At 62.0% G+C, this 24,284-nt stretch carries 20 protein-coding genes; 7 read left to right on the plus strand and 13 right to left on the minus strand.

Going from position 1 to position 24,284, the window contains the following annotated elements; genetic code table 11:
* Positions 1 to 151: 151 nt before the first annotated feature.
* Positions 152 to 1,747: an ABC transporter substrate-binding protein gene (locus H8A92_RS04765; protein WP_229194703.1), complete on the minus strand. Its 1,596-nt coding sequence runs from the start codon at positions 1,745 to 1,747 to the stop codon at positions 152 to 154.
* A 264-nt stretch (positions 1,748 to 2,011) separates the two neighbouring features.
* On the opposite strand from H8A92_RS04765, the gene H8A92_RS04770 reads away from it, so the two are divergent.
* Genes H8A92_RS04770 through H8A92_RS04780 form a run of 3 tightly spaced genes read left to right on the plus strand, consistent with a single transcriptional unit; the run spans position 2,012 to position 6,234 of the window.
* Positions 2,012 to 3,619 carry an ABC transporter substrate-binding protein gene (locus tag H8A92_RS04770; protein ID WP_420831292.1) on the plus strand — a complete coding sequence of 536 codons (1,608 nt, stop codon included), beginning with the start codon at positions 2,012 to 2,014 and terminating at the stop codon, positions 3,617 to 3,619.
* A gap of 20 nt (positions 3,620 to 3,639) precedes the next feature.
* Positions 3,640 to 4,821, plus strand: coding sequence for an acyl-CoA dehydrogenase family protein (locus H8A92_RS04775; protein ID WP_229194705.1), 1,182 nt, complete (start codon positions 3,640 to 3,642; stop codon positions 4,819 to 4,821).
* A 15-nt stretch (positions 4,822 to 4,836) separates the two neighbouring features.
* A complete protein-coding gene (locus tag H8A92_RS04780; protein WP_229194706.1) occupies positions 4,837 to 6,234 on the plus strand; it encodes an LLM class flavin-dependent oxidoreductase in 1,398 nt (465 codons plus the stop codon).
* 17 nt (positions 6,235 to 6,251) lie between these two features.
* Here H8A92_RS04780 and H8A92_RS04785 read toward each other — a convergent pair whose 3' ends face one another.
* Entirely contained in the window at positions 6,252 to 7,454 is a 1,203-nt protein-coding gene (locus tag H8A92_RS04785) for an LLM class flavin-dependent oxidoreductase (RefSeq protein WP_229194787.1), read from the minus strand.
* 211 nt (positions 7,455 to 7,665) lie between these two features.
* Between H8A92_RS04785 and H8A92_RS04790 the strand changes: the two genes are divergently transcribed.
* From H8A92_RS04790 to H8A92_RS04805, 4 genes are read left to right on the plus strand one after another with little or no spacing between them, the layout of a single operon-like run.
* Positions 7,666 to 8,652 (plus strand): ABC transporter permease, encoded by a 987-nt coding sequence (locus H8A92_RS04790; protein ID WP_229194707.1) that lies wholly within the window; start codon positions 7,666 to 7,668, stop codon positions 8,650 to 8,652.
* 2 nt (positions 8,653 to 8,654) lie between these two features.
* On the plus strand, positions 8,655 to 9,629 hold the full coding sequence (locus H8A92_RS04795) for an ABC transporter permease (RefSeq protein ID WP_229194708.1): 975 nt from the start codon (positions 8,655 to 8,657) through the stop codon (positions 9,627 to 9,629).
* 4 nt (positions 9,630 to 9,633) lie between these two features.
* Positions 9,634 to 10,638 carry an ABC transporter ATP-binding protein gene (locus tag H8A92_RS04800; RefSeq protein ID WP_229194709.1) on the plus strand — a complete coding sequence of 335 codons (1,005 nt, stop codon included), beginning with the start codon at positions 9,634 to 9,636 and terminating at the stop codon, positions 10,636 to 10,638.
* Positions 10,616 to 11,575, plus strand: a complete 960-nt coding sequence (locus H8A92_RS04805) for an ABC transporter ATP-binding protein (RefSeq protein ID WP_229194710.1) — start codon at positions 10,616 to 10,618, stop codon at positions 11,573 to 11,575. The genes H8A92_RS04800 and H8A92_RS04805 overlap by 23 nt, the downstream gene beginning before the upstream one ends.
* Here H8A92_RS04805 and H8A92_RS04810 read toward each other — a convergent pair.
* The 11 genes from H8A92_RS04810 to H8A92_RS04860 form a co-directional block, all read right to left on the minus strand.
* The gene (locus H8A92_RS04810) at positions 11,572 to 13,167 is read right to left on the minus strand and encodes an ABC transporter substrate-binding protein (protein ID WP_229194711.1); all 1,596 of its coding nucleotides are present in this window, start codon (positions 13,165 to 13,167) and stop codon (positions 11,572 to 11,574) included. The genes H8A92_RS04805 and H8A92_RS04810 overlap by 4 nt on opposite strands.
* Positions 13,168 to 13,176: 9 nt before the next feature.
* Positions 13,177 to 14,010: a MetQ/NlpA family ABC transporter substrate-binding protein gene (locus tag H8A92_RS04815; protein ID WP_229194712.1), complete on the minus strand. Its 834-nt coding sequence runs from the start codon at positions 14,008 to 14,010 to the stop codon at positions 13,177 to 13,179.
* 149 nt (positions 14,011 to 14,159) lie between these two features.
* Entirely contained in the window at positions 14,160 to 15,785 is a 1,626-nt protein-coding gene (groL, locus tag H8A92_RS04820; protein ID WP_229194713.1) for a chaperonin GroEL, read from the minus strand.
* Positions 15,786 to 15,869: 84 nt separating this feature from the next.
* Positions 15,870 to 16,157 carry a co-chaperone GroES gene (gene groES / locus H8A92_RS04825; protein WP_229194714.1) on the minus strand — a complete coding sequence of 96 codons (288 nt, stop codon included), beginning with the start codon at positions 16,155 to 16,157 and terminating at the stop codon, positions 15,870 to 15,872.
* Positions 16,158 to 16,377: 220 nt separating this feature from the next.
* Entirely contained in the window at positions 16,378 to 17,439 is a 1,062-nt protein-coding gene (locus H8A92_RS04830) for an LLM class flavin-dependent oxidoreductase (RefSeq protein WP_229194788.1), read from the minus strand.
* A gap of 34 nt (positions 17,440 to 17,473) precedes the next feature.
* Positions 17,474 to 18,697 carry an acyl-CoA dehydrogenase family protein gene (locus tag H8A92_RS04835; RefSeq protein ID WP_229194715.1) on the minus strand — a complete coding sequence of 408 codons (1,224 nt, stop codon included), beginning with the start codon at positions 18,695 to 18,697 and terminating at the stop codon, positions 17,474 to 17,476.
* A gap of 2 nt (positions 18,698 to 18,699) precedes the next feature.
* Complete coding sequence (locus tag H8A92_RS04840) at positions 18,700 to 20,481, minus strand: dipeptide ABC transporter ATP-binding protein (protein ID WP_229194716.1); 1,782 nt, start codon at positions 20,479 to 20,481, stop codon at positions 18,700 to 18,702.
* Positions 20,478 to 21,389: an ABC transporter permease gene (locus tag H8A92_RS04845; protein ID WP_229194717.1), complete on the minus strand. Its 912-nt coding sequence runs from the start codon at positions 21,387 to 21,389 to the stop codon at positions 20,478 to 20,480. Before H8A92_RS04845 ends, H8A92_RS04840 begins: the two co-directional genes overlap by 4 nt.
* Positions 21,386 to 21,907, minus strand: coding sequence for an ABC transporter permease (locus H8A92_RS04850; protein ID WP_229194718.1), 522 nt, complete (start codon positions 21,905 to 21,907; stop codon positions 21,386 to 21,388). The genes H8A92_RS04845 and H8A92_RS04850 overlap by 4 nt, the downstream gene beginning before the upstream one ends.
* On the minus strand, positions 21,850 to 22,245 hold the full coding sequence (locus H8A92_RS04855) for an ABC transporter permease family protein (RefSeq protein ID WP_229194719.1): 396 nt from the start codon (positions 22,243 to 22,245) through the stop codon (positions 21,850 to 21,852). Before H8A92_RS04855 ends, H8A92_RS04850 begins: the two co-directional genes overlap by 58 nt.
* A gap of 67 nt (positions 22,246 to 22,312) precedes the next feature.
* Positions 22,313 to 23,938 (minus strand): ABC transporter substrate-binding protein, encoded by a 1,626-nt coding sequence (locus tag H8A92_RS04860; RefSeq protein WP_229194720.1) that lies wholly within the window; start codon positions 23,936 to 23,938, stop codon positions 22,313 to 22,315.
* Positions 23,939 to 24,284 lie beyond the last annotated feature (346 nt).

The raw sequence follows: 24,284 nt of genomic DNA on the forward strand, positions 1-24,284 counted from the left end.
CTCGCCGCACCACCATCCGTCCGGCATCGCGATCAGAGTATGGCAATCCATGATCGCCCCGCGCAATCACACAGATTTTCATTCTTGACGCGTCATGCGTTAGTTCTCTTCTGCGCTGGCAGGCGAAAGGAAAAGAAAGTGATGTCATGGCCTAGACCGACGGATCGATCCAGAGATCGGCGAAGCTACCGTTCAATCCTTCAGCCCCGGGCGCGAAGTTTCGGACCTTCTTGTTGGCAATGATCACGCCACCCGCCGCGACGATGTCGACGGAAGCCACTTCCTCGTGGATGATCGACTGGAACTTGGACCAGATCGCCCGACGCCTCTCGGCGTCCGGCTCGATCGCAGCCGCCTCCAGCAGTTGGTCGACCTCCGGATTGCTGTAATGCGCAGCATTCGAGAACGGCAGGCCGATACGGAAGTTCTTCGACCAATAAGCGCGTTGCACGCCGAGCGTCGGATCGAACGTGTTAGAGAGGCTTTCGATCGTCAGATCAAATGCTCGGTCACGATAGACGACATTGAGGTAGGTTGCGAGATCGTAGCGCAAGATCTCGATATCAAGACCGATCCGGCGCAAGGAGTTGCGCAGGAAATCGGCGAAGCTTGCCGGCAGAAACGGGTTTTGCGTGAGCCTCAGCTTGGCCCTGATACTGCCCGCGCCGCGCTTGAGGCCAGCCTCGTCCAGCAATTGATCCGCCGTCTTTGGATCAAATGGCCAAGCCTGGATCTTCGGATCGTAGAACTTGGGCAAGGCCGTGCTGACCGGGGACGGAGAGATCAGGCCGTAGCCGAAAAACACGACGTTGAGCAACGCCCGATGGTCGATCGCGTGCGCGATCGCCTTGCGCACACGGCGGTCCTGCAGGATCTGCGTGTCGAAGTTGAAGAACAGCTGCTGCTGCGGCCCTGAATAGGCGTAGGTTGTGGTATCGACCACGAACCGCTTGTCGACCTTGAAGCGCTCGATATCGCCATGCGGCACCGGCGTCGCGCCGATGTCGACCTCGCCGGCCTCGAGCGCCGCCGCACGCGCGGCCGGATCCAGAACGACCTTCAGCACAAGGCGATCGACATAAGGCTTCGGCGCATCCCAATAGTTCGGATTGCGAACGAACAGAAGATGACTGCCGGGAACCCATTCCCGCAGAATGAACGGCCCGGTACCGATCGTCTGCTCCAGGCGGGGCTGTTCCTCGGGCTTCAGCGCCTCATAGATGTGCTTCGGCACAATGGGGGATTCGGCACCGGCCAACGCTGAAATCAGAAAGGGGGCTGGCTTTGACAGGACGATCACAGCCGTCAGCCGGTCCGGCGTTTCGATCGCCTCGACATTCGCGAATGTGATGCGGCCCCGCGGATGAGCGATCTTCAGCCGCTCGATCGAAAACGCGACGTCGGCCGACGTGAATTCCCTTCCATCGGACCACTTTACATTCGGTCTCAAGTGGAATGTGTAACGCCTGCCATCGTCGTCGATTGTCCAGGATGTCGCCAAGACCGGCTTCGGATTGAGATCGTAATCATACGCCAGGAGCCCTTCATTGACCTTGGTGCCGATTGTCTGTCCGGTTCCCGACGACGTATTAATCGCAATGATCGCGGACGGATCAGGGTAGTACACCCAATTCAGAATGCCACCCGACACCGGCTTGGCATCGGCTGCCATCGCTCGCGGTCCGAGCAGACCGACCGCGCCGGCGGCAACCAAGCCGCGATTGAAAGCCCGTCGATCCAGCGACATCGCGCCTCCGCGTCTGGCCGTGGCTTTCGGAGAGCCCGTCTCGCCGAAAAATCCATCGCGCAATTTTTATCGACACAATCTTGATCACGCTTCGTAGAGAATTTGCTTTTGTTGTTCACAGCATCGGCGCGCGTTCATGAGCGCGACGCGCCACACATGCAGCAGCAAATTTTCATTATGCGAACAGGAGCTCCGCGGGATTGATTGTCGAACCTCGAGGTGGATTATTGCGACGCAGTGTTCACACGTGACGTGCGATTGGCAATGAACGGGCTTACGCGTCGGCAAATCACGAATGCTCTGCTGTTGGCTTCCGGCGCTCTTGTCGGCGTTCCAATGCTGACCTCGGCGCGTGCAGCCGATGAGGGCAAGCATGGCGGGACACTGAACGTCGTGATCCAGCCCGAGCCCCCCATTCTCGTCAGCCTCACGCACACCGCAGGCCCAACCACCCGCGTGAGCGGAAAAGTGACTGAAGGGCTGGTCACCTTCGATCTGAATTTCAATCCCCGCCCGCAGCTCGCGACCAGCTGGCAGAAGAGCGAGGACGGTCTCAGCTATCGGTTCGAGCTGCGACGCGGTGTAAAGTGGCACGACGGCCGTGACTTCACGTCCGCAGATGTCAGCCACTCCATCGAGCTTCTCAAGCAACATCATCCCCGCGGCCGCGGCACTCTCTCCTCGGTTCGCGAGGTGCGCACGCCCGAACCGCATGTTGCGGAAATCGTGCTCGACAAGCCCGCGCCATACCTGCTTGCCGCCCTCACGGCCTCGGAATCGCCGATCGTGCCGCGACACCTCTACGAGGGCACCGATCCGCTGGCCAATCCCAACGGACGTGCGCCGATTGGAACCGGCCCCTTTGTTTTCAAGGAATGGAAACAGGGCAGCCACATCCTGCTCGAGCGCAATCCTAACTATTGGGATCCGGGCAGGCCCTATCTCGACCGTATCGTCATCCGGTTCATTGCTGACGCCAACGCCCGCGCGGTGGCGATCGAGACCGGGGAGATCCACTACGCGCCCGACACGCCGGTGCCGCTCGGGCAGATCGAGACGCTCAAGGCCAACCCGAACCTTCTGATCGAAACGCGCGGCTACGATTATCAGCCCATGGTGTACCGGCTCGAGTTCAACCTCGCCAATCCCTATTTTGCCAAGCCGGAGGTCCGGCGTGCCGTCGCGCACGCGGTGGACCGCGACGCGATAAGCCGCCTCGTTTTCTACGGATGGACACAGAGTGCACCAGCGGCAATCAGCCCGGCACTGAAGCAATTCTACAACCCCGACATTCCACGATACGAATTTGCTCCAAAAAGGGCCGAAGCGTTGCTCGACGCCGCAGGCTTGCCGCGCGGGCCGGACGGAACGCGCTTCAAGGTCATCCATGACTACATGCCTTACGGCGAGACCTACCAGCAGCTTGGCGCCTACACGCGCCAGGCGCTTGGCGCGATCGGCATCGGCGTGACGCTGCGCGCGCAGGATGTCCCGACCTGGTTCAAGCGTACCTACACCAACCGCGACTTCGACTTCATGAGCAACGGCATGAGCCACTCGTTCGACCCGACGGTCGGCGTGCAGCGGCTGTACTGGTCGAAGAACTTCAAGCCCGGCGTGCCTTTCTCGAACGGCTCGGGCTACAGCAATCCTGAGGTCGACCGGCTGCTGGAAGCAGCTGCCATCGAAAGCGATCCGGCAAAGCGCCGTGAGCTGTTCTACGCGTTCCAGGTCATCGTCGCGACGGACCTGCCCGACATCAACCTGGTGACGGGACCCAACCTGACCATCGTCAATCGCAAGGTCCGCGATCACAGCACGACGATCGATGGGCCATCCGGCAACTTTGCCGACGTCTGGCTGCAAAGCTGATCTTGCACGAGGTGCCTTCAATGAGCTTCGATCTCGATACGTCAAATCCGCATTTCGCCAAGGCTGTCCGGTTGCGCGAGATCTTCGCGCGCGACGCCGCAGAGCGCGACCGCGCCGGCGGCAAGCCGCTTGAGCAGTTGGCCTTGCTGAAGGAGAGCGGCCTGCTCAACCTGTTGATACCTGCAGAATTCGGCGGTGCCGGAGAACGCTGGTCGACCGCGCTGAAGATTGCCCGTGAGTTCGCCAAGGTGGACGGGGCGCTGGGACACCTCTACGGCTACCATTTCGGCTCCCAGCACGCCGCGCATCTGCGTGGCACGAGTGAGCAGGCTGCCGACATCTTCCGGCGGTCCGCCGCCGGCAACTGGTTCTGGGGCAATACCGCAAACAGCTTCTCGAAGAGCCTGTTCGGTCGCCGCGACGTCGATGGCTATATATTGGACGGGTTTCGCCCGTTCACATCGGGATCGCATATCGCGGACTATCTGCAGGTCGCCTGGGAAGACCGCGACACCAATGCCCGGAGCTTCGCGGCTATTCCAGCAAACCGAGACGGTATCCGGATCGAGAATGATTGGGACGGCTTCGGCCAGCGGCAAACGGGAAGCGGACGCGTTACCTACACCGGGGTCCGGGTCCATCGAAACGAGGTGTTCGACCACAAACCCGACGGCGGGCGTGCTTATCAGACTGTTACACCCTTCCTGCAGCAGAGCACCCTGCTGAACGTCTTCGTCGGCAGTGCGCAGGGCGCCCTGATCGCGGCGCGCGACTATACCCGGGAAACGTCCCGCCCCTGGCTTCATTCGGGCGTTGAAAAACACACCGACGACCCCTGGGTCAGACGGGTCTATGGCGAGCTTTATACGCGCGTGAAGGCCGCCACGCTGCTCGCGGATGAGGCGGCCGCGACACTCGACCGTGTCTGGTCGCGAGGCCGCGATCTGACGCCCCAGGAGCGTGGAGAGGCCGCGGTCGTAATTGCCGGCGCCAATGCCCATGCCGGAGAGGTCGCGCTCGATGTCACCAGCCGCATCTTCGAGGTAATGGGCGCCCGCTCCGCGACGATCGCCAATGGCTATGACCGCTTCTGGCGCAACGTCCGCATCCACACGCTGCACAATCCCGCGGAATACAAGACGCGCAATGTCGGGAACTGGTTTCTCACGGGTGTCCATCCCGAGCCGTCCACCTTCCAGTAGCCAAGGGAGTCCGCCGTGCCCAAGCAAATCCAGGTCAACGGCTTCGCCATCTTCAGCCCGGTTCACCTTTCTCCAGGGCTATGGCGTCATCCGCAGGACCGCTCGCTTGACTTCGATACGCTTGATTACTGGACGGACGTCGCGCGCATTCTCGAGGCCGGCAAGTTCGACTCCATCTTCATCGCCGACGGCATCGGAATTCATGACGTCTATGCGGGAACGGCCGACGCGGCGCTGAGCAGCGGGGCGCAGATTCCGAAGCTGGATCCGATGCTGCTGGTCTCGGCCATGGCTCATGTCACGGAGCATCTCGGCCTCGGCGTCACGGCGCCTGTATCGTACGAGCCGCCCTTTACGCTCGCCCGCCGTTTCTCAACCCTGGATCACCTGACCAAGGGGCGCGTCGCGTGGAACATCGTGACCGGCTATTCCAACGCAGCGTCACGCGCGGTTGGCCACGACAACATCATGCCACACGATCCTCGCTACGATCTTGCCGACGAGTTCCTTGATGCCGTCTATGCACTCTGGGAAGGCAGCTGGGACGACGAGGCCATCGCCGTCGACCCCAACAGGGGCGTGGTCGCGGATCCACAGCACATCCGCAAAGTCCATCGCCATGGCACGCATTTCAAGGTCGATGCCATTCACCTCGTCCACCCCTCGCCGCAACGGACGCCATTCCTGTTCCAGGCCGGCGCCTCCAATCGCGGCAAGGATTTCGCAGCCCGGCACGCCGAAGCGGTGTTCCTCGGCGAGCACTCCAGGACAAGAACTGCAACCAACGTCGCCGAGACCCGCGCACGCGCACGCGCGTTCGGCCGCAACGAGCGCGATATCCGTTTCTATGCCCTGACGACGGTGATTGTCGCCGAGACCCGTGCCGCGGCGGACGCCAAGTATCGCGACTATCAGCGTTATATCGACCCGAAGGGCTCGCTCGCATTGCTGTCGGGCTGGACCGGGATCGACCTGTCCCGTTACAGCCTCGACGATCCGTTTCCGACCGTGAAGAAGGACAACGCGGTCACCTCGATGATCGATTCCTTCTCCAGGAGCGAGCGCCCCTGGACCATTCGCGAAATCATCGAACACAACGGCATCGGCGGCCGCGGCCCCGTCATCGTCGGCTCACCCGCAGAAGTGGCCGACGAACTGCAGAGCTGGATCCGGGAGACCGATATCGACGGGTTCAATCTCAGCTACGCCGTGACGCCCGGCGGATATCGGGATTTCGCCGAGCTTGTCGTGCCGGAATTGCAGCGGCGCGGCGTCTACAAGACTGAATACGCTCCGGGCACGTTGCGCGAGAAGGTCTTCGGTACTGGTCGGGCACGTCTGCCCTCGTCGCATCCTGCCGCCGGCTTCCGGCTGTCCGCCGTCGGGCGGGCGCTCAAAGCTGCCTCCGCCTGACCCGCATGGAACACGCGTCAACCAATCTCGAGCTTCGGCACGACATGGCGCAGCCCGGCCTGCTCCATCAACGGCAGCACGCGGCGACCGAAGAAGTCCAGATCAGGCTTGAAGTCGAAGAAGCTGAGCTGAAGACCATCGATCCCGGCTTTCTTGAGTTGTACGAACTGCTCAACCACCTGCTCGGGCGTGCCGATCACTTCGATATTGCCTCCGATGGCACGACGCTTCGGCGCATCAACACCGACGCGTCCCTTCCACGCATGCGCATCGCTCGCGAAGTTCTGCATGCTGGCGACAGGATCGACGTGGTCGACGATCGCGTCGTGATACTGCCAGGTCTCGCGTTCAGTCTCGCGGCAGACGACCATCGGATTGAGCAGCGTCCGCACCTCGCGTCCGACATCGACAGCAGATTGCTTGACGCGCTGGACATGCGCCGGCAGCACGTCGATCGCGCTCGCAAAGGACGAGCCTGCCGGGCTCGTGACGAACACGATGTCGGAATAGCGGCCCGCGAACGCGATGCCGGCGTCCGATCCGGTCGCGTTGACAAGGATTGGCCGCCCGAACCGCGGCTTGGGCGTCACGAACGCGTTGCTCAGGCGCCAGGGAGATTGCCCCTTGAACGAGAAGTTCTCGTGGTCGCTCCACAGCCGCTGCAGCACCTCGATGAATTCGGCCGCCAGTTCGTAGCGCCTGTCATGCTCGATCTGGTTCCAGCCGAACGCCTCGTGCTCGATGGCACGGTGCCCGGTCACGACATTGATCCCCCAGCGCCCTCCGGAAATGTGATCCAGCGTCGCACCGTATTTGGCGAGGTGCAGAGGATGGATCGGTCCGTAGAGCACATGGATGGTCGAGATCAGCATGATCCGCGACGTGACGGCCGCGAGCGATGCCGTGGTGATGAACGAATCGAGCGCTTCACCTGTGAAGACGCCACCATAGCCGCCCTTCGGCAGCCATTGCGACAGCGCGAACACGAGGTCGAAGCCGAAGGACTCTGCGCTGAGGGTGAGATCGCGATTGTAGTCAAACGTCCAGGTCGTCGAGCGCGGCAGGGTCGATGCGCTCCAGCCCCCGGCCTGGATCGGCAGGAACAGCCCGAGCAGCAGCGGCTGTTGCAGTGCCTTCGACAGCGGACTTTCTGGAAACTGGCTCGGGCTCGAAAAGACCGGCCAGCCAACGATGTCGCCCGGCTTGTGCACTATCGTCATCATCATGTCCGTCGTGGTGATACGTGTGGTTCGTGGCGCATTCGCAACATCGATACGATCGCACGTGAATGTATCGACGTTGGCGACGCGCTTCACCGTTGTCAACCGCGTCTCCTCTCTCGTCATGGCGTCTCTCCATCCGCCCGCCGCACGAAGGACGACGAGTTGAGCAAATGCATCTATCCGAGACATCACGGAAGTTAGAAGAAACATGTCGAACATCCAGCGCATCGGAAATACTTTTCGCCGGACGATCTTGCAGGCGATCCCGACGGTGATCGGCATCATCGTCATCAATTTTTTTCTGCTGCAGCTCGCGCCGGGAGATGCGGCCGACGTGCTGGCCGGCGAGTCCGGATCGGCGACGATGGAAACGGTTGCAGCGCTACGGGCCCGCTTCGGCCTCGATCAACCGGTCCTGCTGCAACTTGTCGCCTACCTCGATAATCTCGCCCATCTGAGCCTCGGCTATTCGCCACGCTACAATCTTCCGGTCGCCGACATCATCGGTCAGCGACTGCCCGGTACCGTAGCCTTAATGGCAACCGCACTTGTCATCGCGCTCGCCGGAGGCATCGCGCTTGGCATCGTGATGGCGACGTTCGCCGGCCGATGGCCTGATCGCCTGATCTCGATCGTGGTCACGCTGTTCTACTCGATACCCGGCTTCTGGATCGGCCTGATGCTGATCCTGCTGTTTTCCGTCAAGCTGGGCTGGTTACCAAGCGGAGGCGCCGCCACCATCGGCGCGGACGTTAGTGGCTTCGATCTGCTGATCGATCGTGCGCGCTACATGGTTCTTCCCGCTCTCTCGCTCTCCCTGTTCTACATCGCGATCTACTCCCGGCTGGCTCGCGCGGCCATGCTGGAGGCCCAGGCGCAGGATTACGTGCGCACGGCTGCCGCGAAGGGACTTTCTCCGCTCACGATCACGGTACGTCATGTGCTGCGCAACGCCTTGTTGCCGGTTACCACGGTCGCCGGCATGCATTTCGGAGGCCTACTTGGCGGCGCAGTGGTGGTCGAGACCGTGTACAGCTGGCCCGGCCTCGGCCGCCTCGCCTTCGAGGCCGTGATGAGCCGCGACTTCAGCGTGCTCCTCGGGATCCTCCTGCTCTCTTCCCTGCTCGTGATCGTCGCCAATATGACGGTTGATCTCGTGCAGGCCTGGCTCGACCCACGCATCGAGGCTCGCTGATCATGACCGACGCCATCCTCGACTCCACACGTCCTGCCGAGCGGTCTCCGGACGACCGGCTACGGACCGATCCCGAGCGTCCCGAATGGCCGAACATTCACGCGCCGGACACGCATCTGATCGCGGCCGACGCTGGCCATTCCCGATCACAATTGCTCCGGCGCCTTGGACGGAATCCGTCCTTCGTCGCCGGCGCAGGCTTGTTGCTGGTGATCTTCGCTGCAGCCGTATCTGCGCCGGTTCTTTTTCCCGGCGATCCTCTTTCGATGGTGGCGCGCCCGCTCTTGTGGCCCGGACAGGATCTGGCCTACGCTCTTGGAACCGACTCGCTGGGCCGCGATGTCGCTGCAGGCCTCATGCACGGCGCGCGAGTCTCACTTCTGATCGGTCTTGTCGCCACGACGATCGGCGTCGCGGTCGGCACAGCGGTCGGAGCCGTCGCCGGCTGTCGGGGCGGCCGTATCGACGACATCCTCGTCCGGATCATCGAACTGTTCCAGACCGTTCCGAGCTTCATCCTGCTCGTCGTACTGGTCGCGATCGCCCAACCTTCGATCACCACGGTGACGTGGGCCATTGGGTTGGTCACCTGGCCGACCATCGCGCGGCTGGTCCGCGCCGAATTCAGGGTGCTGCGCGAGAAGGAGTTCGTCATGGCGGCGCGCTCTCTTGGCTTCAGCGACAGCCGTATCGTGATCCGTGAGATCCTGCCGAATGCTCTCCCGGCAATTATCGTGACCACATCGGTGATGGTCGCAACTGCTATCCTGATGGAAGCGGCGCTGTCATTCCTCGGCCTTGGCGACCCGAATGTCGTGAGTTGGGGCAGCATGATCGGCTCCGGGCGCGAGTTGATCAGAACAGCGTGGTATCTCACCGCGCTTCCGGGCGTGGTCATCGTCCTGACCGTGCTCTCACTGAATCTGATCGGCGACGGGCTCACGGACGTGCTCAACCCACGTCTGAGCAAGGAGTAACAGGATGACGCCGTTGCTCGACGTCCGCGACCTCACTATCTGCTTTCCGAACGCAACGCCGGTGCGGAACCTCAGTTTCGGCCTTGCTCCGGCCGAAGCGCTTGCCATCGTCGGCGAATCCGGGTCTGGAAAATCGCTGACGGCGCTGGCGCTCATGCGCCTGCTCCCCGGCGCCGCCCGCATTGCCTCCGGTCGGGTGCGTCTTGACAATGACGACCTGCTCGCGCTTCCAGAAGTTGAGATGCGCAGCCGGCGCGGCCGCGATATCGCGATGATCTTCCAGGAGCCGATGACGTCGCTGAATCCCGTGCTGACCATCGGCCGGCAGATCGCCGAGGTTCTGCAACTGCATCGCGGCCTCACGAAGGCGCAGGCGCGCCGCGAAGCCGCCGAACTGCTCGATCTGGTACGCATTCCCAATCCCGAGCGTTGCCTTGATGACCATCCACACCGGCTGTCGGGCGGCATGCGCCAGCGCGTCATGATTGCGATCGCGGCGGCATGTCGTCCCAAGATCCTGATCGCGGACGAGCCGACAACGGCCTTGGACGTAACCATCCAGGCTCAGGTGCTGGAGCTGCTCGACCGCCTGCGTCGCGAACTGTCGCTATCGCTCCTGCTGATCACCCATGATCTCGGTCTGGTGGGCCAATGGGCCGACCGTGTCATCGTCATGTATGCAGGACGAAAGGTCGAGGAAGCGTCCCCGGGCATCTTGTTCGAGCGTCCCTTGCATCCCTATACGCGGGGGCTTCTCGCGGCATCCCCGCGATTGCACGACAGGCTGCATTATCGAAGCGCCAGGCTGGCCGAAATCCCCGGCAACATCGCCTCTGCCGCGACTCAGGCAGGCTGCCCTTTTGCGCCGCGGTGTCCTGACCGGCTGGCGCGGTGCCGGACCAACGTCCCGGACGAGCGCGATGCTGCAAGCGGACGGCGCGTTGCCTGCCACGTCGATCTCACCGAATCGTCCCGCGGATTACACCATGACGCTGCTCTCAGTTACTGATCTCAAAGCCACCTATCGGGTCGGCGCTGCGCCGGTCCACGCCGTCGACGGCGTGTCGCTCGATATCGCGCCAGGCGAGACCGTCGGCCTCGTTGGTGAATCCGGTTGCGGAAAGTCGACCCTAGGCAAGACAATCCTGCGGCTCGTCGAGCCATCGGCCGGGCGCATCGCGTTCGATGGCGTCGATCTCACGACGCTGCCGGAGCGGCGGCTGCGAGCCTATCGGCGCAGATTGCAGATGATCTTCCAGGATCCGTTCGCCTCGCTCAATCCGCGCCAGACCATCGGCGATATCCTGCTTGCACCGCTCAACGTCCACCGCGTCGGCTCGCGGCCCGACCGGCGCCGGCGGGTCAGCGCCATTCTGTCCCAGGTCGGTTTGCCGGAGGACGCGGTCGCACGCTATCCGCACGAATTTTCCGGCGGCCAGCGTCAGCGGATCGGGATCGCGCGAGCCTTGATCCTGGGACCGGACCTCATCATTTGCGATGAGCCGGTGTCGGCGCTGGATCTGTCGGTGCAGGCACAGATCCTCAATCTGCTCGCCGACATCAAGCGCGACCTGAAGCTGTCGCTGCTCTTCATATCCCACGACCTCTCGGTCGTGCGCTACCTATCCGACCGGGTGCTGGTGATGTATCTCGGGCGCATCGTCGAAACCGGCAGCCATGAGCAGATCTGGAAGACTCCGCGGCATCCCTACACCCGCGCCCTGATCGACGCCGTTCCGGACCCCGCGCGGCGTCGGTACGCAGCCCCCCTGCCCGGCGATCTGCCTGACCCGCGCAACGTGGCCGAAGGCTGTCGCTTCCAGCCACGCTGTCCGCTCGCGACGGAGCTCTGCACGCGACAGGCCCCCGAGCTGCGGGTCACGTCGACGGGCCATCAGGTTGCATGCCACCATGCCGAGATGACTGCAGCGCCGAGCGCGGCCTAGCCGCGCAACCAGACGTTCGCAAAATTGCCCTGCACACCGGCGCTATCGATGGTGTGGCCGACCACGCGCCGGTTGTAGACCGTCACGGGTTTGCTCAGCATCAGCGGGAGCACCGGAAGGTCATCCGCGACAATCTCCTGAAAGCGATCAATCAGCGCTCTGCGTCTGTCCGTGTCAGATTCGACGGCGATCTCGGCAAAAAGCCTGTCGACCTCCGGATTGGAGTAATGGCTCGCGTTGGTGAAGGCCACACCCTTACGAAAATTGTCGCTGGTGAAGAACCGCTGCAAGCCGACCGTCGGATCGAACATGTTGGTAAAAGGGTGAAAGGTGAAATCGTAGTCGCGGTCGGTATAGACGCGCTTCAGATAGCTCGGAAAATCCTGCCCGCGAACGGTCACGTCGATGCCGACGGCCGCCAGCGCGCTCTTCAGGGCCTCGCCGCTACGCTTGAAGTTCTCGCCAAAGGGCTGGAAGTCATGCGTGAGCGCAAAGCGCCAGCGCCCCTTCAAGGGGAAGCCCGCCTCATCCAACAGCTTGCCCGCTGCCTTCGGATCAAATGGATATGTCGGGACCTTGGTGTTGTAGAACCGCTTCAGAGTCGGACTGACGATGCTGACCGTCCGCTCCCCAAGTCCGTACCATGCCACGTTCAGCACCACGGCGGGATCGACCGCATGTGCGATCGCCTTGCGAACTTGCGGGCTCTTCAGGATCGGGTGATCCAGATTGAACTCGAGGCCGTACAGCGTCGGCGAATATTCGTAACCACGCGTCTCCTGGCCCAGATGTGGAAGGGATCGGAAACGCTCCAGATCCAGTGGCGAAACGGGCGTTGATCCACCGAGGTCCAGTTCGCCGGTTTCAAACGCGACGGCGCGCGCTGCCCCGTCAGGGATTATCCGAACCAGCAAGGCGTCAAGGTATGGCTTCGGGTTGTCCCAGTAGTTTGGATTGCGGGAATAGCTGACGTAATTGCCGAGCACCCATTCCTTGAAAACGAAGGGTCCCGTCCCAATTGGCGCGCGGTTGTTCGGATTCTGCAGCGGATCGCCCTTGCCGTCGTAAACGTGGCGCGGAACGATGGGAGACTCACCTGCCGCCAGCGCATAGAGCAGATACGGCGACGGCTTGGACAGTCGAAGCACAACCGTGTGCACATCGACCGCGGCGGCTTCGAGCAGATTGGCAAATGTGGTGCGGCCGCGAGGATGCGCGGTTTTGAGAAGACCGATGGAATAGACAACGTCCGCTGCCGTAAACGGTTGGCCGTCATGCCATTTCACGTTTTGCCGCAGGTCGAAGCGGTATTGCAGCCCATCTTCAGTGATGCTCCAGGCCGTTGCGAGCTGCGGCTTGGGATTGAGCTCAAAGTCGTAGGTCAGCAGCCCCTCGACCACCTTGGTGCTGGCCTGGATCGCCGGACCCTCCGTGGTGTTGAAGCACACCAGAGTGGTCGGCTCGGGCTGGATCACGAAGCTCAGTCGCCCGCCGGTGCGGGGGCTGCCCTCCTGCGCCCGCGCGCCGCCGGCCGGCGCTGCGAGCCCAGCCAAGGTTGCTTTAACGAAGGTTCGTCGGGAGATCGAGACCATTGTGCCTCCCTACGACCCCGGGAAGCTCACAAGCGACCCATAAAGTTCCAGCAATCTGGCACGCACGGCTTCGGATCCACGGTAGAGGGCTATGAAGCGCTTCAGGCGCTCATCGTCTTTCAGTTCCGGGCGCGTTACGAACTGGAACGCATAGATCGGGTCGTTCTCGAAGATCAGGCCCGCCGACGGATCAAGTCCCGCAAGTTTCGCGAACGTCGGATAAGTTGCTGCGGCATCAACGTCGTCAAGGGCGCGCGCAATCTGCGGGCCCTCGAGCTGAACCAGCTTCAATGGCCGGCGATAGCTGACGATGTCCTCCAGCTTCGCACGATGGTCGGCCCCTGGCTTGAGTTCGATCAGGCCGGCTCGCTGCAGAAGCAGCAAGGCGCGCCCCGTGTTGACCGCGTCACTCGAAATCGCAATCCGGGCATTGTCCGGAAAATCCTGTATCGACTTGTACTTCTTGGAATAGAGCCCGAACGGCGTACTGAAGGCGGCCGCGACGGGAACGAGCTTGTAGCCCGCATTCCTGATGCTGAATTCAAGGAACGGAGCGTGCTGGAACAGATTCGCGTCGATCTCCTTTTCGGCCACTGCGCGGTTCGGCGTATTCCAGTCGTTGAACTCGATCAGTTCAACGTTCAGACCCTGCGCCTTGGCTTCGCGCGCCGCAATCTCTGCGGCCTGGTTCGATATGCTGGTCGCGAGCCCGATCCTGAGCAGCCTTTCATCAGCCGAAGCCAGCGAAACGCTGGCAAGCAATCCAGCGAGGGCCAGGCCAATCGCGACGTATCGCCTCGGCCGGGCCACGTTGAAGGGATGAGATCTGCTTCCTCGCGACATCGTCTTGCTTTCCCGATCCTTGCCGCGGCAATCCATGCGTGAGACGGAGACGACTGTCGCGGGAGATCGACCAAAGCCGCCGTTTGGCCGTTTCTCCGCGCGACAGTCCCGTTCTGATCAATCGACCGGCGAGACCGCCGGCCGGTTGCTCAGAACTCTCCCCCCGCCCCGGGAGCCACGATTGCTGGCTTGTCCTTTGGCAGTTCAGCCACCAGCGCTTCCGTGGTCACGATCAATGACGCGACTGATGCGGCATCCTGCAACGCCGTTCGCACCACCTTCGCCGGGTCTACGATCCCTGCCTCGATCAGGTCGACATACTCCTCGGTCTGCGCATTGAAGCCGTAGGTCGGCGAGCGCTGCTCAAGGATCTTCCCGACCACGATGGACCCCTCAACGCCGGCATTTTCGGCGATCTGCCGGATCGGACTTTCCAGCGCCTTGAGGACGATATTGATCCCGGCCTGCACATCGGAATTGCCATGACTCAGCCGACCGATGGCGGCCTTCGCCCGCAACAACGCAACACCGCCGCCGGGCACGATGCCTTCCGCGATTGCCGCTCGCGTGGCATTGAGCGCATCGTCGACACGATCCTTCTTTTCCTTGACCTCGACCTCGGTTGCTCCACCAACGCGGATTACGGCAACCCCGCCCGAGAGCTTGGCAAGGCGTTCCTGCAGCTTCTCGCGGTCATACTCCGAAGTGGTCTCTTCGACCTGCGCCCTGATCTGGGCGATCCGACTGTCGATATCCTTGCGCTTGCCGGCCCCGCCGACAATCGTCGTGTTCTCCTTGTCGATCCGGACGCGCTTGGCACGGCCAAGCTGCGACAGCGTCACGTTTTCGAGCTTGATTCCAAGTTCATCCGAGATCGTCTGCCCCCCGGTCAGGACTGCGATATCCTCGAGCTGAGCTTTTCGCCGATCGCCGAACCCCGGCGCCTTCACGGCGGCCACCTTGAGGCCGCCACGAAGCCTGTTGACGACCAGGGTCGCAAGTGCCTCGCCTTCGACATCCTCGGCGACAATCAGCAACGGCTTGCCGGACTGCGCGACCGCCTCAAGCACCGGCAGCAATGGATGCAGCGAATTCAGCTTGGCTTCATGGATCAGAAGATAGGGGTCCTCGAACTCGACCAGCAATTTCTCCGCGTTCGTGACGAAATAGGGTGACAGGTAGCCACGGTCGAACTGGAGGCCCTCCACGACATCGAGCTCGGTGTCGAGGCTCTTTGCCTCTTCGACAGTTATGACGCCATCATTGCCGACCTTCTTGACCGCATTGGCGATGATCTTTCCGACCGCAACATCGCCGTTCGCCGAGATCGTGCCGACCTGGGCGACTTCTTCGGAAGACTGCACCTTTCGCGCCCGCTTTTCGATATCCTTGATCGCCTCGGCGACCGCCAGGTCAATACCGCGCTTGAGGTCGAGAGGATTGAGGCTTGCGGCGACGGCCTTCGCGCCCTCCCGGACAATGGCTTGCGCCAGTACGGTCGCGGTCGTGGTGCCATCGCCGGCAAGATCGTTGGTCTTGGAAGCAACCTCGCGCAGAAGCTGCGCACCGATGTTCTCGTATTTGTCCTCGAGCTCGATCTCCTTGGCAACCGTCACGCCGTCCTTGGTGATCCGCGGTGCCCCGAATGCCTTTTCGATGACGACATTGCGCCCTTTGGGGCCCAGAGTCACCTTGACGGCGTTCGCAAGTGTGTCCACACCGCGCAAGAGACGATCGCGGGCATCGGTCGAGAATTTCACATCCTTTGCAGCCATATGCATTGTCCTTCGAGCAAACTGATCCTATCGCGCAGAAGACTGCGCGGAGCGACATCGTTGAGGTGTTGTGGATGACGGGATCTAGGCGATCACGCCGAGTATGTCGGATTCCTTGGCGATCAGCAGATCTTCTCCATTGATCTTGACTTCGGTTCCTGACCACTTTCCAAACAGGACCCGGTCGCCCTTCTTCACGTCGAGCGGATGCAGCTTGCCGGCTTCATCTCGCGCCCCGCCACCGACGGCGACGACCTCTCCCTCCTGCGGCTTTTCTTTCGCCGTGTCGGGAATGATGATTCCACCTTTGGTCTTGTTGGTTTCCTCAATGCGGCGGATCACCACACGATCATGCAACGGACGGAAGCTCATCGGGCCTACCTTTGACAATATCTGCGTTCAGGTTCGCGCATCAATGGTGCGATTTCGCTTTTGACGGCTTCAAAACGTTATGGTCGCGATCGTTTCGTGTCCATGTCAAATTGCGTCGACAAAATAGATGATTGCTGCCAACGCAGCGCGGCGCGGAAAAACGTTTGGATCGGTAAGATGCAAGGACGCACCGAGCGAGATCAGCCGCGTGTCGCACCGTCTAGGCTGCGGCCTTGGCCTGCAGGCGTCGTACGCGCGGGATCACGTGCTCGGCGAAGCGCGCCATGTTCTCGTCCACCGGCTGGAATTGCAGCATGAACAGCTCGACACCAATTGCGTTGAATTCAACGATGCGCCTGGCGACGGTGTCGTAGCTTCCGACCAGCCGCGCCGACGTGCCGCCATTGGTCCCGACCCGCACCTCCTTGGCCGCGGTCTTGAACATCTGCGCGTCGGGATCCGCATTCGCCACCAGCCGCGCGCGCGTCGGCTTGTCCTGCTCCGAGATGGCAAATAGCCGAGCCAGCTCGGCCTCCGCTTCGGCATCCGTGTCGCGTGCGATGATGAAGGCGGACATCCCGAAGCGGATGGGCGGCCCGACACGTGGCCTGCGGGCGACATCCTGGACAAGGGCTCGGATGTCCTCGAGCGGCTGTCCATTCATGAAATAGACGTCCGCCGCGTGGGCCGCGAGCATCCGCGCCGCCTCCGACTCGCCGCCAAGATAGATCGCCGGCCGTGGCCGGAACTGGTCGCGCGGACGGAGTTGGTAGGCTTCGACATTGAAGTGCCGGCCGTGAAAGTCCACCCGATGGCCAGATGTCAGCCGCTCGAATATCTCGACCCACTCCCGCCCATAGGCATAGCGATCGTCATGATCGGGAAAGCCAATTCCCGAGCGCTCCAGCTCCGGTCGATACCACGCATTGACCAGATTAATACCGAACCGCCCTTCGCTGATATTCTCGATCTGCAGCGCCATCTTCGCGAGCACGACCGGGTGGACCAGCAAGGGCTTGATCGCCGCAATCAACTCGATCCGGTTAGTCACGGCGGCAAGTGCCGCTGCGCCAGTCCAAGTTTCGAGCAAATCCTGGTCGTCGCCGCTCGGATGAATGATGTGCTGCGCAAGCAGCGTAGATTCATACCCGAGCGCTTCGGCTTTCAAGATCTGGGCGCGAACGCGGGTCCAGGACGCATCGGGCGGATCGGTGGGATGATGACGGGAAGCCCAACTGCCATGGGTAAGCGCCCATACGCCAAATCGCAAGGGGAATGCCATCGGTGAAGAATCTCGTCTCGAGCCTGCTCTCGCCTCACGGCGTCCCGATCCGGTATTGACCCGGCGGGGGCGTTCCGTTGACGGCGAAATCGCCGACAATGCGGTCCCGATAGACCCGCGGGTTGTGGTTGGTGATCGTCCGCGCATTGCGCCAGTAGCGGTCGAGTGCCAAATTGCGCGCCGCCGACGACGCCCCGAGCGCATCGAAGAAAATTGTCGTCGCCTCCAGGATCAGGCCGGAAACAACCGTCACCGCCTGATCGAGCTCGAGTTCGGCAATGGCCACGGCTGCGGCAGTTCGGTCTTCGTCCCGTGAGAGCTGCGCCTCGTGGGCGCGTTGCAAGGCCTCGGCTACCTTGAGCACGATCGCGCCAGCTGCGTAGGCATTGCCGCGCACCCTTCCGACCACTTGAAGAATCTGCGGGTCGGCCGCAACGCTATCTGCATTGCCGTGGCTGAATACCCGCGTGCGCTGCTTGACCAGGCGCGCGACGTCGTTAGCCGCCGCGCGACCGATGCCGGCGAGTGTCGCGAGATGCACGAGCTGGTAGAATGGATTGGAGTATTTGAACCGCGCAGTCACCGGGACAACTTGGTTACCTTCTACCGGAACGTCCTTGAAGATCGTCGTGCCACTCGCCGTGAGCGCCTGGCCAAAGCCGTCCCAATCGTCGAGCACCTCGACCCCGGGCGAATGGCGCGAAACGACGACACCGACCGGCTCGCCGTTCTCATGCTGGGCCGCGATGTTGATCCAGTCGGCGAACAGCGTACCAGTCGTGTAGTATTTCCTGCCATTGAGCACCAGCTGCCCGTCCCTGCTCGAAACAGTGGTCGAGAAGGCTTGCAGCCTGTTGTCGCCGACCTCGCTGTGCCCATTGCCGAACAGCGTCTTCTCGCCGATGCGGCGCAGCCACAATTCGCGGCGCTTTGGATCGGCCGAGTTAAGCACATCCTCGGTAAAGCCAAAATGCGAACGGAGCGAATTGGTGACGTTCGAGTCGGCCTCCGACAGTTCGATCAGCAGGTTGAACAGCTCCGGCAGCGTCGCGCCGGCGCCGCCAAACTCGTCTGGCACCCGCACGGTCGTGAAGCCCGCCGCTCGCAACGCCTTGATCTCGTCATAGGGCAGGCGCCGCTCAAGATCACGCGCGACGGCGGTATCCCTGATCGAGCGGAACAACGGCCGAAAGGGCTCCGCAAGGTCTTCATATCGTGACGACGGGCCGCTGCCCCAGGCTTGATCGATCTGCGTCATCACTATCCTCCTGTTGTGGCCTCTGCCTCTTGGGCAGGGCTGGCGATGATCACGCCGGCCTGTTGCGCCCTGGCGGTTAATCCACGTTGGATATCCGGAACCGCGGCCAACAGAGACTGGGTGTACGGTTGCTGCGGATGTCCGAGCACCGCCTCGGCAGTCCCCTGCTCAATCACGCGGCCGTTGTGGAACACGAGCACCCGATCGGCCAGATGCTCGATCACGCCGAGATCATGCGAGATGAAGAGCAGTGCCGTGCCAAGCTTCGACTGCAGCTCCGCCAGCAAGTCCAATACCTGAGCCTGGATGCAGATATCGAGCGCTGACACCGGCTCGTCGCAGACGATCAGGATGGGCTCGGCGGCCAATGCCCTCGCGATCGAGACCCGCTGACGCTGGCCGCCGGACAGCGACCTCGGTCGGCGTTCGAGATATTCGGCACTCAGACCGACGAGTTCAAGGAGCGACACAATGCGTTCACGCTGCCGCTTGCGCTCCGGTTTGCCCGCGAGATTTTCAGCGATGATGTCCTGAACGCGATAGCGCGGATCGAAACTGCTGAGCGCATCCTGCGGAATATATTGCAGCTTGCGCCGGACCGGCCGCCGCGCCGCCTCTGAGATCGCCGCCCAGGGACGACCGAGCAACCGCACCTCTCCCTGATCGGGTGAAAGCAAGCCGAGAACGATTTTGGCACAGGTCGATTTGCCCGAACCCGACTCGCCCACGATGCCGACGACCTCGCCGGCTCTGACGTCGAAGCTGATGTCCTTCAACACAGTCGATCGGACGCGCCCCGCCGCCTTGGGCGAAATGAAGCTCTTGGAAATCATCTCGACCTCCAGAACAACCTCGCCGGCCTCCCGCCTGTCCGGCAGCGGCTCGCGCGTGATCTTGATGGAGTCTCGACTTTCGGTATTCGTGGCTACGAATTCGATTCGGGCTGACGCGAGCCGCGCGCCGCGCGACCGGACGGACGGAACAGCAGCGATCAACTGCCGTGTATATGAGTGTCGCGGCCGGGTCAGCACGTCGCGGGTCGGACCGCTGTCGACAACCTTGCCGTCACGCATCACGATCACCCGATCCGCAATCCCGGCGACCACGGCGAGATCATGGCTGATCAGCAACACGCCCGCACCTTCGCGGATCCTTTCCGCGAGCACTTGCAGGACCTGCGCTTGCACCGTGACGTCGAGGGACGTGGTCGGCTCGTCCGCAATGATCAGATCGGGATTAGCGGCGATGGCCGATGCGATCAGTGCACGTTGGCGCAATCCGCCCGAAAGTTGATGCGCATATTGCAGGGCGCGATCCGCGGCATTGGGAATGCCGACCCTGCGCAGCGTGTCCAGTGTTCGTTCCCGGATCGATCCAGGATCGGTCAGTATCTTGTGACTGGAGATCACTTCGCCGACCTCCTGGCCGATCGTGCGCAGCGGGTCGAGCGAGACCAGGGCATCCTGCATGACGAGACCGGTGACCGTGCCACGCAGGTTCCGCCAGTCAGCCTCGCGATAGCCGCGCACATCGCGCCCCTTGATCTCGAACCGGCGGGCCCTCGTGCTGGCGCGCTCTCCGGCAAGATTCAAGAGGCTTCGCGCAGTCACGCTTTTGCCCGAGCCGGACTCGCCGACCAATGCGACGCATTCGCCGGGGTGGATCGTCAGGTCGATGTCGATCACGACCGGCCTCCCCCCATTCGCGCCGGCAAAGCCTACATTCAGACCCTCGATTTCGACCAGCGGAGCTTTTTGCGGGAGCGTGGGTTGACCGATGCTCATGCCACCCGCCCCTCGAATTTCTTCTGCAGGAAGTTGCCGACCATGCTGAAAGCAATCACCGTGGCGGTGATCGCAAGGCCCGGAAACACGCCAGGCCACCACGCTACCCGCAGGACGTCCCGGCTTTCCGCCAGCATGACGCCCCATTCCGGCGTCGGCGGCTGCGGACCGAGACCCAGGAAGCTCAGGCCCGACACGATCAGGATGGTGCTGCCGATATAAACGGTCGCGATGATCGGAATGGCGACCAGCACGTTGGGCAATACGTGCCGCAGAAACGCCTGCCACTGGCTCAATCCATAGATTGTCGCCTGTGTGACGTAATCAGCATCGCGCACCAATTGGGTTTGCGCCCGGACCACGCGGCCGAACTTGGGAATGCCCGCGATCCCCACCGCGATCGCGATATTGAGCATACCCTGGCCGAGGAAAGTGACGATCAGCATCGCAAGCAACACACCCGGAAAGGACGACAGCATGTCGAACAGCCGAGACACGGCTTCATCGAGGATTCGGTTGCGCTGGCCCGCGATAATTCCAAGGATCACTCCGATACCGAGCCCGACCGCAACGCCACCGAATCCGATCAGAAGCGAGTAGCGGGTGCCGTAGATGGTTCGCGCAAACACATCGCGGCCCAGGCGATCCGTGCCGAACAGATGCGACCAGCCTGGCGGCTTCAGGCCCTCAGAGAAATCGCCGACAAGCGGATCGAAATGAGTGAACAGCCACGGCACGGTCGCCGCAGCGATCAGAAACGCCACGAAAGCCACGGACACGATGAACGCGACCGGCAGACGAGACCGATCGGCAATGACCGGAAGCGGAGTTTCAAAGGCGACGACGAGGTCTTCTGGCCGGTCGAGCGGGACTGCTCGCTCGAATGAGCGGTGCGACGGCGCGGTCATTGAGCCCTCAATCTCGGATCGATCAACACATAAAGGATGTCGAGCAGGGTCGACGCGGCGACGTGAATGAATGCGGCAAGCAGCACCACGGTCAGAACCACGGGCACATCGTGCGTGAGCACCGCACCGAGCGTGACCGTGCCGAGGCCCGGCCGGCCGAATACCTTTTCCGTGATCACCGCGCCGCCGAGCAGGCCGCCGATCAACCAGCCCCCTAAAGTTACCGCCGGCAACAATGCGTGCCGCAGCACGTGTCGCCACCGGATGAGGAACTCGCCGACGCCGCGCGCCCTGACCGTCGTCACGAACGGCGCGTCGAGCGTCTTTTCCATCGCTTCGCGCAAGACCTGCGTCAGCAACCCCGCTGTCGGCAGTGCCAAGGTGATCGACGGCAGGACGATCGACTTCCACCCGACCGCGCCGGACACCGGGAACCAGCGCAAGTTGAAGGAAAATGCCATCAAGAGCAGAATGCCGAGCCAGAATACCGGCGTCGAGGCAAACACGAGCTCGACCACCGACGCAATCTCTCGCGAAATGCGACCACGGCCGGCGTCAGGAGCGCGATGGCCCCCGCAATCACAACCGCCAGCAGGCCGGCGGTCAACGCGAGTTCGACCGTCGGCAGCAGCTGCGAACCGACCACTTCGAGCACAGGCTGTCGCAGCACGTAGGACGTGCCGAAATCGCCGCGAAAGATCCGCAACAGGAAATCGAGATACTGCTCAGGCAGAGACCGGTCCAATCCCCATTCGGCCGCGATCGCCTCACGCAGGCCGGGGTACTCGAGGTCTCCGGCAAGGATGTCCTGGATGCGCCCCGGTAGTGCGTGAAGTGCGACGAACGTCGCGGTCACGCTCGCCCAGGCGACCACCAGGCTGGTTAACAGCCTGGATATGATACGAGACCACATCCGGCTGCCCTTACTTCTTCGCAATCCAGCAGTCGTAAGCGCTCGACGGCGAGTCGAGACCTGCCTCGAAGCTCAAACCGTTGACAGTGCTCTTGGCCGCCAGGAACCAACTCGGGGCAAACAGCGGCACGATGAAGGCCTGATCGACGCCACGCTTCTGGACCGCATCCGTCAGCTCCCGTTTGCGGACCGGATCGGTCGACGCAAGAGCTTCGTCGATCTGGCGGGTGATCTCGGGATCCGGGTTGGGAATGTTGACGTACAGAAATCCCTTCGAGCCCAGCATGTCCCAGAGTTCGCGCGCCGGATCGGAGGGGTTGTCCGTGTTCGGGTAGATCGTCCAGGTACCGTTGGCATTGTTCTTGGCATATTCGCCGGCCGTGATGAGCCGCAAATTCAGATCCAGACCGACATTCTTGCGGAGCGACGCCTGAACACCCTGGATCAGGATGTCACGATTGTCCCGGACATAGGGCTGGGGATAGCCGACCTCGATCGACAACCGCTTGCCCTCCTTGGTTCGAAAACCTTCGGAGTCGCGGCCGGTCCAACCGGCTTCATCGAGCAACTTGTTGGCCCCCGCGATGTCGTTGCCCCAGGAACCGACAAGCGCCTTGTTATAGGCAGGATTGGCCGGCCCGATGATCGACCAGGCGCGCGGCACCGTTCCCAGATAAACTTGCTTGACGATCGGCTCGAGATCAAACCCATCGCGCAACGCGCGACGCACACGAACGTCATCGGCCGGTGGGCGCGTATAGTTGATGTTGAAGGTAAACGAGGTGCTGGCGCCAGATGGCCCGGTCAGCAGCTTGAAGTCCGGTTGCTCGGCAAACAGCGGCGCATCGGTCGGCTGCACCCCCTCGATCAGGTCGACCTGCCCGGAGGTCAAAGCGCCGGTCCGCACCGCATATTCGGGCAAGAATCGAAAGGTCACGCGATCGAGATAGGCCGGGCCCTCATGAGCCGCATTGCCCGGTCCCCATTTGTAGGCGGGATTGCGAACGAAAACCGCGGATTGACCGCGCGTATAGCCCTCGAAGATAAACGGCCCGGTGCCTGCCAGCGCGCGTCCACCGCCGCACAAATCCCCCTTCTCCAGCGCCTTCGGCGAAATCAGACCCAGTTTCACGTTCGATGTCGATTCCAGGAAGCTCGAGTCCGGCTTGGACAGGACGAGTTTCACGACGTAGGGAGAGACCACCTCGGCGTGATCGAAAGCCTGCAGAAGGGAGACCGCGGTTACCGCATTCTCCGGCTTGAAGATGAAGTCGAAGTTGGCTTTGGCTGCCGCGGCATCGAATTTCTCACCGTCGTGAAAAACGACGTCCTCGCGAAGCTTATAGGTATACTCCTTGCCGTCCGCTGAAATCGACCACTCCGTCGCGAGCCATGGAGCGAAGGTACCGTCGGTCTTCTTCGCGATCAGCGAGTCGATATAGTTGCGAGCGACAAAGAACGCGGCCTGTTGCGATGCGCGGTGAGGATCAAAGCAGGACGGCTCGGTCGTGACACCCCATGTCAACGCGCCGCCGGAAACCGGCCGATCCGCAGCCTGCGCCGTGCTTATCTCCAGCAGAGCAACGGCAATCCCGTTCACGAGTAAATTATTGTTCTTCATACGCGCCACCTGCACTTGTTTTCCAATGCCTGCGTCGGCGGCGCATCGAACATTCCCCGTCGGAAGATTGGAGAACGTCAGCGCATCAGCCGCTTCTTGCAGGCATTTTTTCTGTTGCAGTGCGATCTAATTCGTGGCCGAGCACGAGCGCAACAAGCAAACGTCCAACCTGGTCCCCGCAAGCGAAGTTTGAAAGATCATTCGCAAGCTTCGTTAATCGATGGATGAAATCGGTCCGACGCGATGCAAAATCGACAATCCGATGCTGTCCGAACATGACGCGCGCACGACGGATATCCGAATATACTTTTGATGATAGCGAAGTGTTGCGGGAATTTTGTCACGCCCGTCTCGTCCAATT

The organism is Bradyrhizobium acaciae (genome assembly GCF_020889785.1).
In the GTDB taxonomy this organism is placed as follows: domain Bacteria; phylum Pseudomonadota; class Alphaproteobacteria; order Rhizobiales; family Xanthobacteraceae; genus Bradyrhizobium; species Bradyrhizobium acaciae.

What these genes read in the sequence shown, in the direction of transcription:
- H8A92_RS04765 (WP_229194703.1), bottom strand. Translation starts at nt 1,747, where the DNA reads ATGTCGCTGGATCGACGGGCTTTCAATCGCGGCTTGGTTGCCGCCGGC.
- H8A92_RS04770 (WP_420831292.1), top strand. Translation starts at nt 2,012, where the DNA reads ATGAACGGGCTTACGCGTCGGCAAATCACGAATGCTCTGCTGTTGGCT.
- H8A92_RS04775 (WP_229194705.1), top strand. Translation starts at nt 3,640, where the DNA reads ATGAGCTTCGATCTCGATACGTCAAATCCGCATTTCGCCAAGGCTGTC.
- H8A92_RS04785 (WP_229194787.1), bottom strand. Translation starts at nt 7,454, where the DNA reads ATGACGATAGTGCACAAGCCGGGCGACATCGTTGGCTGGCCGGTCTTT.
- H8A92_RS04790 (WP_229194707.1), top strand. Translation starts at nt 7,666, where the DNA reads ATGTCGAACATCCAGCGCATCGGAAATACTTTTCGCCGGACGATCTTG.
- H8A92_RS04795 (WP_229194708.1), top strand. Translation starts at nt 8,655, where the DNA reads ATGACCGACGCCATCCTCGACTCCACACGTCCTGCCGAGCGGTCTCCG.
- H8A92_RS04800 (WP_229194709.1), top strand. Translation starts at nt 9,634, where the DNA reads ATGACGCCGTTGCTCGACGTCCGCGACCTCACTATCTGCTTTCCGAAC.
- H8A92_RS04805 (WP_229194710.1), top strand. Translation starts at nt 10,616, where the DNA reads ATGACGCTGCTCTCAGTTACTGATCTCAAAGCCACCTATCGGGTCGGC.
- H8A92_RS04810 (WP_229194711.1), bottom strand. Translation starts at nt 13,167, where the DNA reads ATGGTCTCGATCTCCCGACGAACCTTCGTTAAAGCAACCTTGGCTGGG.
- H8A92_RS04815 (WP_229194712.1), bottom strand. Translation starts at nt 14,010, where the DNA reads ATGTCGCGAGGAAGCAGATCTCATCCCTTCAACGTGGCCCGGCCGAGG.
- groL (WP_229194713.1), bottom strand. Translation starts at nt 15,785, where the DNA reads ATGGCTGCAAAGGATGTGAAATTCTCGACCGATGCCCGCGATCGTCTC.
- groES (WP_229194714.1), bottom strand. Translation starts at nt 16,157, where the DNA reads ATGAGCTTCCGTCCGTTGCATGATCGTGTGGTGATCCGCCGCATTGAG.
- H8A92_RS04830 (WP_229194788.1), bottom strand. Translation starts at nt 17,439, where the DNA reads ATGGCATTCCCCTTGCGATTTGGCGTATGGGCGCTTACCCATGGCAGT.
- H8A92_RS04835 (WP_229194715.1), bottom strand. Translation starts at nt 18,697, where the DNA reads ATGACGCAGATCGATCAAGCCTGGGGCAGCGGCCCGTCGTCACGATAT.
- H8A92_RS04840 (WP_229194716.1), bottom strand. Translation starts at nt 20,481, where the DNA reads ATGAGCATCGGTCAACCCACGCTCCCGCAAAAAGCTCCGCTGGTCGAA.
- H8A92_RS04845 (WP_229194717.1), bottom strand. Translation starts at nt 21,389, where the DNA reads ATGACCGCGCCGTCGCACCGCTCATTCGAGCGAGCAGTCCCGCTCGAC.